We start from the raw sequence: 16,578 nt of genomic DNA, 5'->3' as shown, positions 1-16,578 counted from the left end.
AAATTACTGACACTCACCACCACCATTATTATTACCACCACCCTGTCGGGGTAGGAGGTCGGTGGTGCTTTGTCGCCAAAAAACCCGTGACCTCACCCGTCACGGGTTTTTTTGTTTAAGGGCGCTAAGACCCGTTGCTGCAACCAAGTATGAATAGAGACCAACAAGTGGAATGATTCAGGAGTAAAACATGCGAGTGCTTAAATTTGGTGGGTCTTCGCTGGCCTCAGTAGCGCGCTTTCAGGGGGTGGCAGCCATTGTAGCGGAGACTGCTCAGCAGACTGAGCTGTGTCTGGTCTTATCTGCGCCTCAGGGCGTGACCAATCTGTTGGTGGAGCTGACCGATCTGGCGTACATGGGGGCAGACTATCAGGACTTGCTGCTTAGTCTGCAACAGCGCTATCAACAATTACTTAATGAAGCTGAGGCTGTGGTTGGACATGCAGTGCTCAGCCCGGTGCATGCTGTAATAGCAGAGCAATTAAGCATGCTCACGCAGCGACTGCAGGGAGTGCAATTGCTGCGCCATTGCCCCGATCACATCAAAGCACAATTACTGGGTTTAGGTGAGCAGTTCAGTGTGGTATTGATGCAGGCTTTATTGCAGGGACAAGGCATTAAAGTGGCTTTGTTATCAGCCGTTGACTGTGTACGCAGTGAAGGTGATTATCTGAATGCCACGGCTGATATTAAAGGCTCTGAGTTGGCTTTAAAAGCTGCCATGGCCGCTCAGCCGGCGCAGGTATATCTGCTGGCTGGCTTCGTATCCAGCAATGCACAAGGGGAAACCTGTTTGCTTGGGCGCAACGGCTCTGACTACTCGGCAGCAATTGTTGCGGCCAGTATTCAGGCCAAAGCCTGTGAAATTTGGACCGATGTCGATGGGGTGTACAGTGCCGATCCCCGTCAGGTGAAACAAACGCAGCTGATTGAGCGTCTCTCATACGATGAAGCCATGGAGTTGTCTTATTTTGGTGCCAAGGTACTGCACCCCAAAACCATTGGCCCATTGGCCCGTTATGGTATCCCTTGCTACATCAAAAACACACTGAATCCAACAGCAGCGGGTACCTGCATCGCCAGTCAGGGCGATGGCGAATCTCTGGTAAAAGGCATTTCCAGCTTGCAACACTTAGCCCTGATCACTGTGTCAGGCCCCGGGTTGAAAGGGGTGGTGGGGATGGCCAGTCGGGTCTTTGCCACCATGGCCAGAGCGAATATATCCGTGAATCTAATCACGCAGTCCTCATCAGAATTCAGCATCAGCTTCTGTGTGCCGCAACTGCATCTGACGGCAGCGCAAAAAGCGCTGGAAAGTGAATTTGAGCTGGAGCTGCAAAACAGCCTGTTGCGGCCTTTGGATATCGCCGCGGATATGGCCATTGTCAGTCTGGTGGGTGACGGTATGCGCCAGCATAAAGGGGTTGCCGCCAAGTTCTTTGCCTCGCTGGCACAAGCCAGAGTTAACGTGGTGGCTATCGCGCAGGACAGCAGTGAGCGTTCTATTTCGGCGGTAGTGGCGCAATCATCCTGTCAGGATGCGGTGAAAGTGTGTCATGAAAACTTTTTTAGTCATATTCCCAGCATTGACGTGTTTATTGTTGGCTGTGGTGTGGTGGGCGCTGAACTGTTGGCACAAATCAAGCGGCAACAGGCTTTTCTTCAGCAACGCCATGTCAAGCTAAAAGTCTATGGGATCGCCAACAGCCAGCAGTTGTTGCTGCAGCCGGATGGGGTCGACTTAAGCGGCTGGCAAACACAGCTTGCTGGCAGCAAGCAGAAATTTTCATTGCAGGCACTTTGTCAGTTTGTGCAGGAGCAGCACTTGATCAATCCTGTATTGGTAGATTGCACCAGTGCAGAAGCCATCTCCGGGCAATATGCAGATTTTCTGGCAGCCGGCTTTCATGTGGTTACCCCCAATAAAAAAGCCAATACTGCCAGCATGGGCTACTACCGTCAGTTACGCCAGACGGCACAACAACACCGGCGACGTTTTTTATATGAAACCACCGTTGGAGCTGGTCTGCCGGTGATAGATACCTTGCAGGGATTACTGAATGCCGGTGATGAGTTACTGGCCTTTGAAGGTATTTTGTCCGGCTCTTTGTCGTATATTTTTGGCATGCTGGAGCAGGGACTGAGCTTGTCAGAAGTGACCATGAAAGCGAAGGCGATGGGCTTTACGGAGCCTGATCCGCGTGATGACTTATCCGGCATGGATGTAGCGCGTAAGTTACTGATCATGGCGCGTGAATCGGGGCTAGAACTGGAATTGGATCAGGTAGCGGTGGAGTCCGTGTTGCCGGCTGATTTTGATGCCTCTGGTTCCATTGATGACTTTCTGGCCCGGCTGCCACAGGCTGATGCCAGCTTTGCCAAACGGGTTGCGGTGGCTCAGGCTGAAGGCAAGGTACTGCGTTATGTCGGTGAAATCCGGGATGGCAAGTGCCAGGTCGCTATCAAAGCCCTGACTGATGATCATCCTCTGGCTAAAGTGAAAGATGGCGAGAATGCCCTGGCAATTCATAGCCGCTACTACCAACCGATCCCCTTTGTGCTGCGTGGTTATGGGGCTGGTGCAGCGGTGACTTCGGCTGGGGTGTTCAGCGACATTTTACGTACGTTGTCCTGGCAGCAAGAAGTTTAAGACGGAGCTACATCGCATGACACAGTATTATTATGCACCGGCTTCGACCGGCAATTTCAGCGTGGGCTTTGATTTATTAGGGGCTGCTTTTGAGCCTGTCAATGGGCAATTGCTGGGGGATGTGCTGGAAATTCGTGCCGAGTGTGCTCAGAGCCACCTTAGCCTCAGTGGCCGTTATCACCATCAACTGCCAACAGATACCGACCACAACCTTATTTTGCGTTGTTATCAGTTGTTTCAACAGCGATTAGGTAAAGAGCTGCCGGGGCTGGAGCTGCACTTACATAAAGAGTTGCCGGTTGGCAGTGGACTTGGTTCCAGTGCCTGCTCTATAGTAGTGGCCTGCTACGCGTTTAATCATTATTTTGGCGAACCATTGTCTAAGCCTGATTTATTACAGCTCATGGCCGAGGCCGAAGGTGGTGTCAGTGGTTCGGTGCATTATGACAATGTAGCGCCATCATACCTTGGCGGGCTGCAACTGATGCTACCGGGCAGTAGCCGCCTGAGTCGAGCTTTACCCTGGTTTGACCATTGGCGGGTAGTGCTTTGTTATCCTGGTACCACCTTGTCGACCAAAGCAGCGAGAGAGGCCATTCCACCGCAGTTGCCACTTGCCACCTGCATCGACTTTGCAGCTGGGCTCAGCCGTTTTATTTCGGCAATGTACGTTCAGGATGAAGCCGAGGCACTGGCAGCCTTGCAGGATGTGGTGGCCGAGCCTGCCCGCGCTTTATTGATGCCGGAGTTGCCAGCATTACGACAGGCATTAACCGGGCTTGGTGTAGCACATCTGGGGATATCCGGCGCTGGTCCAACGGTATTTGCCCTTTGTTCGTCAGAGCAGATAGCAGAGCAGGCTGCCGCTTATCTGGCGGCTCATTATGAAAAGAATCAGGATGCAATGACGCATATTTGTCGACTTGCGCCGCAAGGCGCCCGCACACTGAAGGATCCAACGCAATGCAGTTAGTTAATTTGAAAGTTGCCAGCGAGCAAGTGAGCTTTTTACAGGCCGTGCGAACTGGCCTTGGTCAGCAACAAGGACTGTTTTTCCCAACCGAGTGGCCAACACTGGATTGTGAGGCTTTGTTGGAGCTCCCTCTGGTCGAGCGCAGCAGTCACATCATGCAAGCTTTGTTCGGTGATGAGCTTTCACCGGACGAAATCCAGCACATGGTGCAACAGGCATTCACTTTCCCGGCGCCTTTGCAGTTGGTGAAAGAGGAACTCTATTGTCTCGAGCTGTTTCATGGTCCGACCCTGGCATTTAAAGACTTTGGTGGCCGTTTTATGGCGCAGGCATTGGCAAAAGCGCAGCAACAGCAAAAAGTAACCATAGTGACGGCAACATCCGGTGATACCGGTGCTGCGGTAGCGCAGGCTTTTTATCGTCAGCCAGGTGTGCAGGTGGTGATTTTGTACCCGAAGGGAAAAATCAGCAGTTTGCAGGAAAAGCTGTTCTCTACTCTGGGGGAGAATATCACCAGTGTTGCGATTGAAGGGGACTTTGATCAGTGTCAGGCGCTGGTAAAACAGGTATTCGATCACAAGGAACTGGTACAGCGGCTGAATATCAACTCTGCCAACTCGATCAACATCAGTCGCTTGTTAGCGCAGGTCTGTTACTACTTCGAAGCCCTGGCACAGGTGCCGGCAGAGCGGCGTCAGGATGTGGTCTTCGCGGTCCCCAGTGGTAATTTTGGCAATGTGACGGCAGGCCTGATTGCGAAAGCCATGGGGCTGCCATTTAAGCGTATGGTGGCTGCTACCAACATCAACGATACGGTCCCCCGGTACTGGCGGGACGGTCAGTGGTTGCCAAAAACCACTCAGGCAACCTTGTCTAATGCCATGGATATCAGCGCGCCAAACAATTGGCCCCGGGTTGAAGCCTTGCTGGAGCAAGGTATGATCCGGCGTGAGGAGCTCGAAGCCATAGCCGTGGATGAAGACGATACACAATTAGGAATGCGCCAGCTGGCTGCTGATGGTTACATCAGTGAGCCGCATGCTGCGGTGGCTTACAAAGCACTGAAGCGTTCGTTGCAGCCTGGTGAAATCGGTATTTTTCTGGGAACAGCGCATCCGGCCAAGTTTAAAGAGCAGGTGGAAAATATTCTGGGCTGCCCCATAGCCTTACCGCCTGTGCTGGCAAAGTGTCAGGCGGAGCCAAGTCTGAGCCTGGAGCTGTCGGCAGATTTTGCAGCTTTGGAGCGATTACTAAACGAGGTGACAGCCAATGCCTGAGTGGGCTGATGTGATAGGGGCTGAGAAAAATCAGCCCTATTTTCAACAGATCATACAGCAAGTGCAGCAGGCACGTGCTGCCGGTCAGGTGATTTATCCACCGGAAAAAGACGTATTCAGTGCTTTTAAGCTGACGCCCTTTCGTGATTTGAAAGTTGTGATCCTGGGGCAAGATCCTTACCATGGTCCGAATCAGGCGCATGGGTTGGCATTTTCAGTTCGTCCCGGGGTGGCCGTGCCGCCATCGTTACGGAATATGTACAAAGAGCTGGCGCTGGAGTATCCGGACTATCAAATCCCAACACATGGCTACCTGAAAGCATGGGCAGAGCAAGGCGTTTTGTTGCTGAACACGGCGCTGACTGTGGTGGCGAATCAGGCCAATTCACATCGGGACCTGGGCTGGGAGCAGTTTACTGATCAGGTGATTGCAACCATCAGTGCTCGGGCCCGGCATGTGGTGTTTTTGCTGTGGGGATCTCATGCTATTCGCAAATCGGCATTGATACAGCGTCAGCAGCATACCGTGTTAACGGCACCGCATCCGTCACCGTTATCGGCTTACCGTGGCTTTTTTGGCTGCAATCACTTTGTACAAACCAACCAAGCGTTGCAGGCACATGGACAGCAGCCAATAGATTGGCAGTTGCCCATGCAGGTAGAGTGGTAACAGCAGGCTATAAATAAAAACGCCCACATCGTGCGATGTGGGCGTTTTTATTAAAATAACTCGATGTCATCCAGCTCAGGTTCAATGGTCCAGTCCATGTCGGCCAGTTCGCGCTTCAATCGCTGCCGCTCTTTCATGGCTTCAATTTCCCGCCATTTGCGCTTCCCGGCACCGCGCGCTTTTTGCGCGGGTCGTTCCAACATATTCAGTAAGTCTTCGAAGCTTTCCATTCAGCTGCCTCTCTGATGTTGTTGTTATTTTCAACAAAGGTGTACCATAGACAGCGTTAAAAATAAAGCACCAGAGTGACAGTATGATGACATTTTCTGCATTTTATTAGCTGGTCAGATGTCTCTGCAGGCTGGCGAGTAAGCCAGCGGTCGAGCTATCGAACTGGGCTGCTTTGCCATTGAGCGCCTGATAAATCGGGCCTGAGAGCTGTTTACCTAACTCTACCCCCCACTGATCAAAGGAGTTCAGTTGCCAGATGGCGCCCTGACAAAACACTTTATGCTCATACAAGGCCAGCAAAGCGCCCAGGTAATATGGCGAAAGTTCAGGTAACAGTAAGGTATTACTCGGTTTGTTGCCCGGTGAAGCCTTGTGTGGTGCTAGCTTGCTGGCCTGCTGTTCTGTCATGCCTTGGGCCAGGCACTCATCCTTGGCTTCTTCAATGGTTTTCCCTTGCATTAAGGCCTGAGTTTGCGCAAAACAGTGGGCAGCCAGGCGCAGATGGTGATCAGCCAGCGCATGCTTCGGTTTGGCAGCAAGAATAAAATCGGCAGGTATGGTTAACTGGCTTTGATGCAGCAATTGGTGGTAAGCATGTTGACCGTTGGTTCCGGCATCCCCCCAAATGACAGGTGCTGTGGCATATGGCAGAGTATGCCCCTGATGATCCACCTGCTTGCCATTGCTCTCCATATCCAATTGTTGCACATAGGAAGGCAGCAGGCGCAGGTAATGGTTGTACGGTAGCAACGCCTGGCTTTGGCAGCCCATGCCATTGATGTACCAGATCCCGAGCAACGCCAGGGTTACGGGCATATTGCTGGCAAAATCGGCCTGCAAAAAGTGCTGGTCCATGGCATGAGCACCGGCCAGGAAGTCTTCAAATTGCTCATTACCGAGCAACAGTGCTAAAGGCAGGCCAATGGCCGACCAAATGGAGTAACGGCCACCCACCCAGTCCCACATCGGAAGAATGTGTTCAGGCACTATGCCAAAATCAGCGGCAGCCTGGATATTGGAGCTGGTTGCCCAAAAGTGGCGGGCAATGGCTGCCTGATCGGCGCCCTTGTCGAGGAACCATTGCCGCAAGCTCAACGCATTCTCACGGGTCTCCTCGGTACCAAACGACTTGGAGGCGACCACCACCAGGCAAGTTTCCGGCTCTAGCTGACGGCAAATATCATGGACGACAGCGCCATCAATGTTACCGGCAAAGTGTAGTTTTACCGGGCTTTGATGATAGGGGCTAAGGGCTTCACAAGCCATTTGCGGGCCTAATAATGAGCCACCAATACCAACCCAGATCACATCACGGATGGGTTTGCCGGTATAGCCCAGGTACCGTTGTTGGTGCAATTGACTGACCAGCGCTGTCATCTGCTGACGGCACTGGCGGATCTCAGCTGCCAGTGTCGGGTCTTTTAGCTCCGATAAGGCTGCATCAGGCAAGCGTAAGCGCATATGGCCAACGCTACGCTGCTCGGTATGATTGATGGACTCGCCGGCAACCATGCGATCGCGCAAGGCAGCAATATCACTTGTCTGCGCTAAAGCCAGCAGGCTTTGCCAGCGCTTGGCATCGATCAGGTTTTTTGAATAATCCAGCTCAATACCACAGGCAGATAAGCGATAACGGCTGGCTCGTTCAGGATCGTGCTGAAATGCCTGCCGCAAAGAAAAAGGCTCGGATGCTAATTGCTGCAGGGCAGACCAGGGGGCGCTCATAATTCAATCCTTCTGATATAGTTACTGAGTTAATTGGTGCTGCACCAGTTGTTCCAGTTTACGCTGGTCGGCAGCAAACTTCCGGATCCCTTCGGCTAATTTTTCAGTAGCCATGGCATCTTCATTCAAGGCCCAGCGGAAGGCTGCTTCAGACAAAGGCGTCGGTGGTTGTTGACGCTTACCATCATCTTTTAAGTGAATCTTAAGCTCGCCTTGTTGTTGCTCCAGCTCTTTTAATAGTGCCGGGCTGATGGTCAAACGATCGCAGCCTGCCAAAGCCAGTACTTCCCCAGTGTTGCGGAAGCTCGCGCCCATGACGATGGTGTTATAGCCATGCAACTTGTAATAGTGGTAAATGTCGCGAACCGATAGCACGCCAGGATCTGTTTCTGCGGTGTAATCCATGCCGGTTGCTGCTTTGTACCAGTCCAGAATACGGCCAACAAAAGGTGAGATCAGAAACACACCTGCTTCAGCGCAAGCGATGGCCTGGGCTTGATGAAATAACAGGGTCAGGTTGCATTGGATACCTTCTTGCTCCAGTACCCGTGCGGCCTGAATACCTTCCCAGGTTGATGCTATTTTAATGAGCACCCGCTCAGGCCCGATGCCATTTTCACGGTAAAGCGCTATGCATTGCCTGGCTTTATCTATGGTGGCTTGGCTGTCAAACGACAGCCGGGCGTCTACTTCGGTGGAGACCCGGCCAGGGACCAGTTTACTGATTGCTGTGCCGACCTCAACGGCAAACTTGTCGCAGGCCAGTTGCACCTGACCCGCTGTATCCGTACACTTGGCTTTGGCATAGCGGATGGCGCTGGCAAGTAGCTCCTGGCTGGCAGCTTGCTGGCTGGCATTGAGCAATAAGGATGGGTTGGTGGTGGCATCGACCGGTGTAAACTGCGCGATGGACTCTAAATCGCCAGTGTCTGCCACAACGGTGGTTACGGCTTTTAGCTGTTCAAGTAGCGTACTCATATTGTTTTATTACCATCATTTTGGCCGAAAAATTCTTTTTTCAGCGTTTATCATAAATTAATGTAGGAAAATTACAACACGCTGTTGCGTTCCCTGCGTTGTTAGCCGTACTTCAGCGGCAAAAGCGATTGCGCAGACCAGCTGTTATTACTATAGTGCCGTGACAGGGTAACAATCCTTACCCGTGCCTGGAAACTTACCACAGGATGTCCATGATTTTCCAAAGCAGTTTTTATCAAACAAAGCGTATTTTGCTGGTCGATGATTGCGAGCCAATCCGCGCATCCATTCGGGGTATGCTACAGCAGATTGGTTTCGAACACATTACCGCCGTTCCGGATGCTCAGGCAGCGCTGGAAAAAGCGGAGCTATACAGCTTTGACTTTATTCTAGCCGACTTTCAGTTAGGAGATGGCTTGAATGGGTATCAATTGTTTGAAGCGTTAAAAAAGCGGGAGCAACTCAAACCAGGATGTTGCGTGGTGCTGACCAGTGCCGAGTCAATGCGACAACCATTGTTTGGTCTTATTGAGCGGCAACCCGATTGTTACATTCAGAAGCCTTTTACCTACCTGACGCTGGAAAAACGACTGGCGCGGGCCATTCAACAGCGCATGGCTGTGCGTAAGGTGTTTCAGGCACTCAATGCATCGGTCCCGCAAGCACTGTTAGAGTGCGATCGGGTGGTGAAGGATGCTCCACAGCATGCCCTCTATGCGCTGCGATTAAAAGCGGAGCTGTTGTTGCTCAACGGGCAGGCAGAATTGGCTGCCACCTTGTATCAGCAGTTGTTGCAAACCCGGGCATTTAGTTGGGCTGCCTTAGGGCAGGCGATCGCCTGGTTGCAACATGGGCAAATCGCTGCAGCACAGGCGCAACTGTTAGAGTTAAGCAAAACAGAAGAAACCAGGCCTGAAGCATTGGACTGGCTGATCCGGCTGACTCTGAAACAACAGCCAGAGCAGGCATTGAGCCTGAGTCAGGAGTTGACACGGGTATTGCCACAAAGTGTTGATGCGGCAAGGGTGTTCGCAACGATTACGGCTATCTCGTTGCAGTGGGATGACGCTATTCGGTTGTGGCAAAAAGTTGCTCAGCAGTTTCGCTACAGTGCGCTGGACTCACCACAGCATTACCTGAATCCAGCCCGTTTGTTGTTGTGGAAGCTGCAGCACAGCAAACCCGCGCAACCAGCCTTATTACTCAGTAAGGCAGAAGAGTGCCTGCAAGCTATTCCAAAACGTTTTCAGAGCGACAATTTACAGCCTGAACTGCAGCTGCTGCAAGCCCGTATAGCGATACTGCAGGGTGATGTGCTCATAGCAAGAGCATTGTATACTGAGCTGGCGTCATTGAACTGGCAACAGTTGCCGGTGGCAGCAGTGGTTGACTTTGCTTTACTGGCCCTGGCGCTGGGAGATAGCAAAGCTGCCGATATTCTGGCTGCGCAACTACCGCAGCGCCGTTATGGCTCAGATCTGGTGGCTGCTGTTGAGGCGGCCAGCAGCGAGTTCTGGCAGCAGCAACTTGCACAGTTGTGCCAGGACGTACGTGGCTGGATGCAGCAAGGCCAGCAATACTACCGCCAGCAATCATTTCAGCATGCAGTAAGCCGGCTGTGGCAAGCTTTTTTGTTTATGCCAGGCAACAGCAATCTGGCCTTGAGTTTATGGCAAAGTCTGGCCAGCTTGCCGCCGGCGGCCAAAGTACAGCCTATGCTGCAGTTGGTGTGCCGGACTTTACAACAAAGTGAGCTGGAGGCTGCCGGTCAACGCCGATTCGATGCGTTGTACCAGAAACTCTCCGTTCATTATACCCTGCCGGTTCAGGACGATTCGTCAGAACGATCAGCCTGATACTGGCACTGAATCACTAGTGGAAGCTTAAATGATGTTAATGGTAATTTCTCCAGCCAAAGACCTGGCCATGCAGCGCAAAGCGCCTGTAGATACGCTAACACAACCTGCGATGTTAGCCGATGCTGAGCAATTGATTGATGTATGCCGGCAATTAACGCCGGTAGATATTGCCAGGCTGATGAAATTGAGCGATAAGCTGGCCGGGCTCAACGCCGCCCGTTTTGCTGATTGGCAGTTGCCATTTACCGCAGACAATGCCAGCCCGGCTGTGTTTGCTTTTAATGGCGATGTTTACCAGGGGCTGGATGCCAGCAGCTTGTCGCCTGATGATTTACACTATGCTCAGCAGCATTTACGTATCTTAAGTGGCCTTTATGGGGTATTACGCCCCCTTGATCTGATGCAGGCCTACCGGCTGGAGATGGGCACCCGATTAAAAACAGCTGCTGGAGAAACACTCTATGCCTTCTGGCAAGAGCGAATTACCGCACAGTTGAACCAGCAGTTGGCTGAGTTAGGCTCGGATCTGCTGCTGAATCTGGCTTCACAGGAGTACTTTAAGGCAGTGCGGCCAAAAGCCTTGCAGGCCAGGGTGCTGAATGTGCAATTTAAAGATTGGAAAAATGGCCAGTATAAAGTAATCAGTTTTTATGCCAAAAAAGCCAGAGGTTTGATGGCGCGTTATGTTATTGAGCAGCGTATTCGCTCGGCTGAGCAATTAAAAGCCTTTAACAGTGCTGGTTATTACTACAGTGCTGAAGGATCCAGCAACAATGAGCTGGTTTTCCTGCGCGACGAAGTAGCCTGAAGCTGAACAATCAAGTACACTGTCGCCCCTTTTTTCGCGGCAAAGGCTGGTACACACATGAAGTTCCCTGGTCATCGTAAGATAAAACACTATTTTCCGGTGTCGGCACCTAAACCAGAGTTACCTCGTTTCGAGGTTGTGCCGGGGCGGGATACCTATGTGATTGGTCTGGATCAGGTCATTGTCGATGTCGTCGCCAAAGTGGAAGATGCTTTCCTGCAGCAGCATGGTATTGGCAAAGGATTGTCCAATCTGGTAGAGCATGCCAAAGCCAATACGATCTACCAGCAATTACTTAGCTCTGGCGCAATATCCGATCATTTTGCCGGCGGCACCATTGGCAATACCGTGCACAACTACTCGGTACTGGCGGATGATAAATCCGTGTTGCTTGGTGTGATGTCTGCCAATATTACTCTGGGGTCACCCGCCTACCATTATCTGTGTCATACCAGCAGTAAGGTGGATTTAAATCATTTGCAGGGGGTGCAGGGCGACATTGGCCGGGGCATTACTTTGATCACGCCGGATGGTGAGCGCACCTTTGTGATTGATCCGGGGGATATGGATCAGCTTACGGCGGCAGGCATACCAGCCCAACTGGTAAGCAATGCCTCTGCGCTGGTGCTCAGTGCATACCCTCTGCGCGCTAGCGGCCAGCCGATTATTGATGCAATGCAGCATACTCTGCAACTGGCGAATGACAAGCAGGTTCCTGTGGTAATGAGCCTGGGAACGCGGCATCTGGTTGAAGAGCTGCGGACAACGATTCAGCATACTGCAGAGCAGCATGTACAGATCCTGGCCATGAATGAGCAGGAGGCTGAAGCGCTGACTGGCCTGGCGGATCCGTTATTGGCGGCAGAGGCCATACTGGAGTGGGTCGATATGGTGCTGATTACGGCAGGAGCAGATGGCCTGTATCTCTGTGGCTATACCGATGAGACGTTCAAGCGGGAAACCAGCCATCCGATTAAATCAGGCAGCCTGGCCGATTTTAACCGTTACGAATTCAGCCGGCCGATGTTACGGCGGGACTGCCGCCAACCCCTGAAAGTGTATTCGCATATCGATCCTTACCTTGGCGGACCGGAGCGCATCGCCAACACCAATGGCGCCGGTGATGGTGCTTTAGCGGCGGTATTGCATGATATGGCGGCCAATCATCATCACCGTCAGCTGCAGCCAATGTCGAGCAAACATGAGCAACCTTATCTGGCCTATTCGTCCTTTGCGCAAATCTGCAAGTACGCCAACCGCGTTAGTTATGAAATTCTGGTGCAGTATGCCTCCAGGCTAAGTAAAGGTTTACCGGAGCGGGAAGATAGCCTGGAAGAAGCTTACTGGGAGCGTTAACTTTTTTTTAGTGCTGTACTTTTGGATTTTCATTCGTTTATAGTAAGTTGCGAATCTTAATGGGGGAAGCAACATGGATTTGGACAAACTGGAAAAACTCAATGAGCTAAAAGCTCAGGGAGTGATTACTGAAGAAGAGTTCCAACAGCAAAAAGAAAAAATACTGAACCAGCCAGCTGCTGCCGCCTCGGCTGGCCTGGATTTCAATGATGTTCGCAGTTACAGCATGTTGATGCACCTGGCTCAGCTTTGTGCTTTTATTCTGCCATTGCTGGGCTGGGTTGTGCCTTTGGTGATGTGGTTAACGCGCAAGGAAGATCAGTACATTGACCAGCAGGGCAAGGTGGTATTTAACTGGATCATCAGCGCGGTCATATATGGTTTTGTTTCCTTGTTGTTGATGGTGGTATTAATAGGTATTCCATTGATGATTGCGTTGGTGGTGTGCAATATCGTCTTTGCGATTATGGGGGCACTGCGGGCAAAGGACGGCATTGTCAAAAATTACCCTTTAGCGATTCGCTTTTTCCGGGTAGAAGAAGGTCAGTCGTAAGCCGCAGAAAAAATTTTATGCAATACAGCCAGAATCCAAAGCTGCTTGATTCTGGCTTTCTCCTTTAGCTGCTGCATCATCATTCACCTCTGTTGCATCCATCGTTATAGCTTGACTGGCACTTTTACGTTGCTGCTTGGCGTGACTAAAAAAACTTGCTATAAATCATTCCAGACGGCTTTACTTCCAGAGTAAATGCACTAATCTTTGGTAGGCATGGCAACTGGTACGAGGTGCGGAACAAGGATTCTTTTCCAAGCGCTCAACAGATAAAATAACAATGCAGTGTCAAGCAAGAAGCCCGTCACGAATGGTCATGCTCCGTGACCAAACTGCACCCTACAAATCTATTCAGGAAAACATCATGTCCGATTTTAAAGCACAAGCACTGAAGTATCACGCCGAGCCGACACCTGGCAAAATCAGTATCGAAATCAGCAAACCGGCCGAAACCGTGCGCGACCTGGCGCTCGCTTACAGTCCGGGAGTAGCTGAACCAGTGCGCTGCATTGCCGAGACCCCGGACGATGTTTACAAGTACACCGCCAAGGGTAATCTGGTTGCGGTAATTTCCAATGGCTCGGCCATCCTGGGGCTGGGTAATCTTGGCCCGATGGCATCCAAGCCAGTGATGGAAGGGAAGGCCCTGTTATTCAAACGTTTTGCTAACCTTGATTCCATTGATATTGAAGTGAGCCACCGCACCACCGAAGAGTTTATCAATACCGTGGCCAACATAGCTGACACCTTTGGTGGCATCAACCTGGAAGATATCAAGGCTCCGGAGTGCTTTGAAATTGAAAAAGAGCTGATTAAGCGCTGCAATATTCCGGTGTTTCACGACGATCAACACGGTACCGCCATTGTCACCGCTGCTGGCATGCTGAATGCGTTGGAAATTCAGGGGAAAGATATCGGTGATGCTACCATCGTTTGCATGGGCGCTGGTGCTGCCGCCATTGCCTGCATGGAGCTGCTGATCAAATGTGGGGCAAAGCGTGAATACATCTACATGCTGGATACCAAAGGGGTGATCCATACCCGCCGGGATGATCTGAACGAGTACAAAAAGCTGTTTGCCAATAATACCGACAAGCGCACACTGGAAGATGCACTCGAAGGCGCCGATGTGTTTGTCGGGGTATCCGGCCCGGATGTACTGCCAGCTGAAGCCTTGAAACTGATGGCAGATAAGCCGGTGATTTTTGCCTGCTCTAACCCGGATCCGGAGATTAAGCCTGAACTGGCTCATGCCAGCCGCAGCGATATCATCATGGCGACAGGGCGCTCAGATTACCCGAACCAGGTGAACAATGTACTTTGCTTTCCGTTTATTTTCCGTGGCGCTTTGGATGTCCGGGCCAGTGTCATCAATGATGAGATGAAGATTGCAGCGGTGCATGCTATCCGCAACATAGCAAAAGAGCCCGTACCCGAGGCGGTACTAAAAGCTGCCGAGGTTACAGCCCTGGAGTTTGGCCCTGATTACATCATTCCAAAACCGATGGACCCACGCCTGCTGGATCGGGTTTCCAAAGCCGTATCTGAGGCAGCTGTCGCCTCCGGTGTCGCAAGACTGGTGCCTTAACTGTTTTATTGTAGGTAGATTTTCATAAAAAAACCGCAGCTTGGGCTGCGGTTTTTTATGGCTGGTAAGCGGCATTAATCTTCAGCGTCTTCAGCTTCGATGATTTCCGGGATTGGCTTGCCCATGCTGGTTAGAATATCACGCACTTCTTGTGGGATCTGATGCGGGCTGTCTTTACGCAGGTCGTCATCGCCTGGCAGTGGCTGACCAGTGAAGGCATGTAAAAAAGCTTCGCACAGCAATTCGCTATTGGTGGCATGGCGCAGGTTATTGACCTGGCGGCGGGTGCGCTCATCGGTTAAAACTTTTAATACATTCAGCGGAATGGACACCGTAATCTTTTTGACTTGTTCGGATTTTTTACCGTGTTCCGCATAGGGGTGAATGTATTCACCATTCCATTTAGCCATAACAATACCTTGTAGTTGTCGTAATCGGGGGCTTGATCACCAGTGCAATGGATCCATCTTGATGGCTGGTGTCAGCAAGTGCCGAAATTTTAACTCTTTTGCTGTTCCAGTCAAATAGCCAGTTGGCAATTTGCTTTATCTTAGCAGAGAAAAGTTTTGACATCGCCATTTATCTGGTTATACTTTTAGACGTCTAAACATCTAAATAGTTGCAGGAGCCATGTTATGAGCCACGGTCACTTTGCTACCATTGCCGCACGAGCTGGTATTGCTCAGGATCCTGCCCACGAAGCAGTGACGCCACCACTCTATCTGACCACAACCTATCGGTTAAAGGCTTTGGGCCAGGCCGGGCCATACGACTATAGCCGCTCCAACAACCCAACCCGTGACGTGCTGGCAGAGGCGTTGGCAGCGTTAGAAGGAGGAGCCAAAGCCATTGTCACCAACTCTGGGATGTCGGCTTGCCTGTTGGCTCTGCAGCTGTTAACACCGGCTGATACCCTGGTGATCCCACACGATTGCTATGGTGGTAGTTATCGTCTCTTTACTAATCTGGCTGAGCGTAAGCAGAGCTTTAAGCTGGTGATTGTGAATTTTCAGCAAGCGGATTGGGCAGAACAGATCCGTGCGGCCAGGCCGGCGATGATCTGGCTGGAAACGCCCAGCAATCCTTTGCTGCAAATTACAGATATTTCTGCGGTGTGTCACCTGGCCAAAGCGCTTGGTGCCAAAGTGGTGGTAGATAACACCTTCTTATCACCGGTCTTGCAGCAACCTTTGGCGCTGGGAGCTGATCTGGTGGTGCACTCCACCACCAAATACATCAATGGTCATAGCGATGTGGTGGCCGGTGCTTTGATTTGCGCCGATCAGGCCACTGGCGATGAACTTAAGTGGTGGGCCAATTGTCTTGGCATTACCGGAGCAGCTTTTGACGCCTATATGACGCTGCGTGGCTTACGAACCCTGGCACCACGGATGCAACAGCATCAAATCAATGCCGAACGTATCGTGGCTTTTTTACAGCAGCAGCCGTTAGTCAGCAAAGTCTATTATCCAGGCCTGGAGGATCATCCGGGCCATGCCATAGCGAAAGCACAACAGCAAGGCTTTGGAGCCATGCTTAGCTTTGATTTGGCGGTTGAGCCAGGCTTGTTGCAGCATTTTCTGGATGCACTGCATTGTTTTACCCTGGCCCAATCTTTGGGGGGTATTGAAAGCCTGATTTGCCATCCGGGAAGCATGACGCATGCATCGATGAGTGCGGAAGCCCAAAAAACAGCGGGCATAGGCCCAACCCTGTTGCGCTTGTCTGTTGGCATAGAAGCGATCGAAGACTTGCTGGCGGATTTGGCTCAGGGTTTTAGCGCCCTGGCACGAGCCAGTCAGGCTACAGCAAGCGATGACAAAGCGGCTGACAGCTCGGCAGTGGGGGACAACACAGCGTTATCGCAGTCATGCCGGCTGAGTCCGGCACTGAACGCATTATGGTGAGAT

At 51.6% G+C, this 16,578-nt stretch carries 14 protein-coding genes; 10 read left to right on the top strand and 4 right to left on the bottom strand.

Translation table 11 applies throughout. The features are described 5' to 3' along the window. Positions 1 to 190 precede the first annotated feature (190 nt). From thrA to ung, 4 genes are read left to right on the top strand one after another with little or no spacing between them, the layout of a single operon-like run. Positions 191 to 2,650, top strand: coding sequence for a bifunctional aspartate kinase/homoserine dehydrogenase I (gene thrA, locus ABC502_RS03265; RefSeq protein WP_330086732.1), 2,460 nt, complete (start codon positions 191 to 193; stop codon positions 2,648 to 2,650). A 16-nt stretch (positions 2,651 to 2,666) separates the two neighbouring features. After that, the gene (gene thrB, locus ABC502_RS03260) at positions 2,667 to 3,623 is read left to right on the top strand and encodes a homoserine kinase (RefSeq protein WP_330086733.1); all 957 of its coding nucleotides are present in this window, start codon (positions 2,667 to 2,669) and stop codon (positions 3,621 to 3,623) included. Next, on the top strand, positions 3,614 to 4,900 hold the full coding sequence (gene thrC / locus ABC502_RS03255; protein WP_345914870.1) for a threonine synthase: 1,287 nt from the start codon (positions 3,614 to 3,616) through the stop codon (positions 4,898 to 4,900). The genes thrB and thrC overlap by 10 nt, the downstream gene beginning before the upstream one ends. Then, a complete protein-coding gene (gene ung, locus ABC502_RS03250; protein ID WP_330086735.1) occupies positions 4,893 to 5,570 on the top strand; it encodes a uracil-DNA glycosylase in 678 nt (225 codons plus the stop codon). Before thrC ends, ung begins: the two co-directional genes overlap by 8 nt. Positions 5,571 to 5,620: 50 nt before the next feature. Here the strand turns inward: ung and ABC502_RS03245 are convergent, their stop codons facing one another. The 3 genes from ABC502_RS03245 to tal form a co-directional block, all read right to left on the bottom strand. Then, a complete protein-coding gene (locus ABC502_RS03245) occupies positions 5,621 to 5,800 on the bottom strand; it encodes a DUF3545 family protein (protein ID WP_330086736.1) in 180 nt (59 codons plus the stop codon). Between the two features lie 106 nt (positions 5,801 to 5,906). Beyond that, positions 5,907 to 7,526: a glucose-6-phosphate isomerase gene (pgi, locus tag ABC502_RS03240; RefSeq protein ID WP_345914869.1), complete on the bottom strand. Its 1,620-nt coding sequence runs from the start codon at positions 7,524 to 7,526 to the stop codon at positions 5,907 to 5,909. Positions 7,527 to 7,547: 21 nt separating this feature from the next. Continuing rightward, entirely contained in the window at positions 7,548 to 8,504 is a 957-nt protein-coding gene (tal, locus tag ABC502_RS03235) for a transaldolase (protein WP_345914868.1), read from the bottom strand. A gap of 206 nt (positions 8,505 to 8,710) precedes the next feature. Between tal and ABC502_RS03230 the strand changes: the two genes are divergently transcribed. From ABC502_RS03230 to ABC502_RS03210, 5 genes are all read left to right on the top strand, one after another. After that, positions 8,711 to 10,360 carry a response regulator gene (locus tag ABC502_RS03230; protein ID WP_330086739.1) on the top strand — a complete coding sequence of 550 codons (1,650 nt, stop codon included), beginning with the start codon at positions 8,711 to 8,713 and terminating at the stop codon, positions 10,358 to 10,360. 34 nt (positions 10,361 to 10,394) lie between these two features. Beyond that, complete coding sequence (yaaA, locus tag ABC502_RS03225) at positions 10,395 to 11,171, top strand: peroxide stress protein YaaA (protein ID WP_345915131.1); 777 nt, start codon at positions 10,395 to 10,397, stop codon at positions 11,169 to 11,171. Between the two features lie 57 nt (positions 11,172 to 11,228). Further along, a complete protein-coding gene (locus tag ABC502_RS03220; protein ID WP_330086740.1) occupies positions 11,229 to 12,527 on the top strand; it encodes an inosine/guanosine kinase in 1,299 nt (432 codons plus the stop codon). Between the two features lie 73 nt (positions 12,528 to 12,600). Next, positions 12,601 to 13,080 (top strand): DUF4870 domain-containing protein, encoded by a 480-nt coding sequence (locus tag ABC502_RS03215; protein ID WP_330086741.1) that lies wholly within the window; start codon positions 12,601 to 12,603, stop codon positions 13,078 to 13,080. Positions 13,081 to 13,444: 364 nt separating this feature from the next. Further along, positions 13,445 to 14,668: a malic enzyme-like NAD(P)-binding protein gene (locus ABC502_RS03210; protein WP_345914867.1), complete on the top strand. Its 1,224-nt coding sequence runs from the start codon at positions 13,445 to 13,447 to the stop codon at positions 14,666 to 14,668. A 74-nt stretch (positions 14,669 to 14,742) separates the two neighbouring features. Here the strand turns inward: ABC502_RS03210 and metJ are convergent, their stop codons facing one another. Then, complete coding sequence (metJ, locus tag ABC502_RS03205; protein WP_330086743.1) at positions 14,743 to 15,078, bottom strand: met regulon transcriptional regulator MetJ; 336 nt, start codon at positions 15,076 to 15,078, stop codon at positions 14,743 to 14,745. 225 nt (positions 15,079 to 15,303) lie between these two features. On the opposite strand from metJ, the gene metB reads away from it, so the two are divergent. After that, positions 15,304 to 16,575, top strand: a complete 1,272-nt coding sequence (gene metB, locus ABC502_RS03200) for a cystathionine gamma-synthase (protein ID WP_345914866.1) — start codon at positions 15,304 to 15,306, stop codon at positions 16,573 to 16,575. Positions 16,576 to 16,578 lie beyond the last annotated feature (3 nt).

The sequence above is a fragment of the Alkalimonas sp. NCh-2 genome, from assembly GCF_039631345.1.
Lineage (GTDB): Bacteria > Pseudomonadota > Gammaproteobacteria > Enterobacterales > Alteromonadaceae > Alkalimonas > Alkalimonas mucilaginosa.
The sequence above is the reverse complement of the archived record's forward strand: the minus strand, read 5'-3'. Positions and strand labels throughout refer to the sequence as shown.